Source organism: Ochrobactrum sp. AN78 (assembly GCF_029909885.1).
Taxonomy (GTDB): domain Bacteria; phylum Pseudomonadota; class Alphaproteobacteria; order Rhizobiales; family Rhizobiaceae; genus Brucella; species Brucella quorumnocens.
In genome coordinates, this window is sequence record NZ_JASAMU010000036.1 from 1 (window position 1) to 2,311 (window position 2,311).

Below are 2,311 nucleotides of genomic sequence, written 5' to 3' on the forward strand. Positions count from 1 at the left end.
TCGGGTGTTGATTTTGACACCGACAATGACCGGACCTGGGGTGGCATTGGTCTCGGCGGCAGCTATGCCTGGGCCGACAACAAATATGCGCTTTATGGCGAAGGCTCGGTCAATACAGGCCTCACCCATTTTGCCGACAGCTACAACCTCAAGGCCAATGCAGGCTTTAAGGTGACATGGTAAGACTGCATCTGACGCCGTGATGTCGGGAGAGTATGCCGGATCGGTGATCTAACTCGCAATCAACAACAAAGCAGGCCGGGCCCATTATGGTGCCCGGCCTGCTTTTTGCATTTTTTACCCGGCTTCAAATCGTAGAGCACACTGATAGTGTTGTTTGATCTGCGCCCTGAAACAGTCGCCTCTGTTTGTCAGGGGATGCCTCAATCGCCCACTGGCATCTTCTCAGCCCGCAAGGACGATAATTTCGGCTGGCTTCAGGCCGCTCTCTGCTCCTGTTGCGCAGTGTCATGCCGGCGACGATGTGAGGTGAGGTCAGAAATCACGGGCCTGAAGGGGCGGAGGGGACTTTGGTCGGCCGTATGCGGAGCCGCGCCTCTGTCGATTACTGCCGGTTAAGTTCAAAGCCAACGAAACGCACCCGCAGAGCCTTGCGGACCTGAAGGAACGGGTTTTCCCGCGAAGGCGAGGCGGCCCGGGTCATCCTTTTGCCGCCTTTGTTCGTTGTGCGGTTAAAACGACCGTCTAGCGGTGCGCCGCAATCTGCTATGCAGCTTTCTTCCTCCCAAAAACTGTGGCGTCCCGTGAGTGATCGGTATGGACCAATATCACCATAGGAATAATAACAGTTTATAGAAATCATTGATAATATAGATTTATATTTTATTTGCGTACTATTAAATTCTCGAAAATAAAAAAAGAAAAAACGCGGAGAGTCTATAGATGAATCATATCAAATAAAGATTTTGTTAATAGAGAATCAGTCTACAAAGATACTTATATAGAGACGGAATATAAGTATACCTACATTCAATAGTTATTTCGAGCTGCGTTAAATAAGTAAATAGCCTCCATAAAATATGCTGTGTAACGATTGCGCGCCTTGTTGCGCGCTACAGATCAACCGGGATTTTTTTGATGCGCATTTTTTCGAATTTCAATCGGCACACGAAGCGCCTTGCTGCGGTTTCGGGCCTATTGTTGGGCTCAATGCATTCCATCCTACCGGCCTTTGCGAATGCAGAAATTACCTATAGCGGCGTGGTTACCCCGCCACCGCCGCCAGGAACCTCGGATTGGGTATTTTCCGAACCAAACAGTGCTGGCGTGCTGGATGTTCGCGGAGACGGGGTAACCGCTGCTACGCTTGATATCAGCGGTGGCGCGACAGCTGAAGGCTCCACAATCTTTGTGGGGGACACAAGCTATGGCGCGGGTATTGTCTCCGTTGAGGGCGAAGGTTCGGTGCTTGCGACGGACAGGACGATATATCTTGGCGAGTCCTTCAACAGTGAAGGAACCCTTGAGATTCGCGACGGCGCGCGCGTGATCGCCAATTCCGTTGATTTCTCAGGCCTGATGATCGGTCAGGCTCAAAACAGTACTGGCAGGGTGCTGGTCTCGGGATCCGGTTCCGCGCTTCAATCCGACAGTGTCATCGTGGTCGGATTTCAGGGGCAAGGCATCCTGAAAATCACCGATGGCGGCCAGGTTACAGGCGATCAACTTTATATGGCCGCGGACACAAACAGCACAGCAGAAGTTGTTATTTCCGGAGTTGGTTCTGCTTGGAACGGGCAATCTGGTGTTTGGGTTGGTCAGTTTGGAACCGGTCAGCTGGACCTTTCAGAGGGCGGTGCGGTCAACGATAATACATTGCAGATAGCCTATGCCGCAGGGACCACCGGGATCGTCAATATCGGTGGCGGGCAAGGCGAAGCCGCAAAAGCCGCTGGAATCCTCAATGTGCGTTCCATCGTGTTCAATCAGCGCGGCGGCGGCAGCACCGGGATTCTCAATCTCAATACGACCGACGGTGTTGTGATTAACGCGACTATCAGAGGGAGTGGAACAATTAACCAGATAGCCGGCTTAACCACATTGACCGGTAACAATTCTCGTTTCTATGGCACTCTCAATCTGCTGGGCGGAACCCTGTCGGTGGGTGGGGACAACAATATCGGCGATCTCACCACCTCAGTGATGCTCGATGGCGGCACCTTGCAAGTAACCGGTAACGCCTTTACCAGCACCAACCGTGCGATCAGCCTTGGCGATCATGGCGGCGGCTTTGATATTGCTGAGGCCTCCAACACATTCACAGTGTCGCAGAGCCTGTCAGGTTCGGGTC

At 52.4% G+C, this 2,311-nt stretch carries 1 protein-coding gene and 1 pseudogene; both read left to right on the forward strand.

What is annotated here, in order from left to right:
* On the forward strand, positions 1-183 hold a 183-nt coding region (locus QBD00_RS23560; RefSeq protein WP_318580706.1), incomplete at its 5' end, for an autotransporter outer membrane beta-barrel domain-containing protein.
* A 915-nt stretch (positions 184-1,098) separates the two neighbouring features.
* Positions 1,099-2,311, forward strand: a pseudogene (locus QBD00_RS23565) (hypothetical protein); the annotation flags it as partial.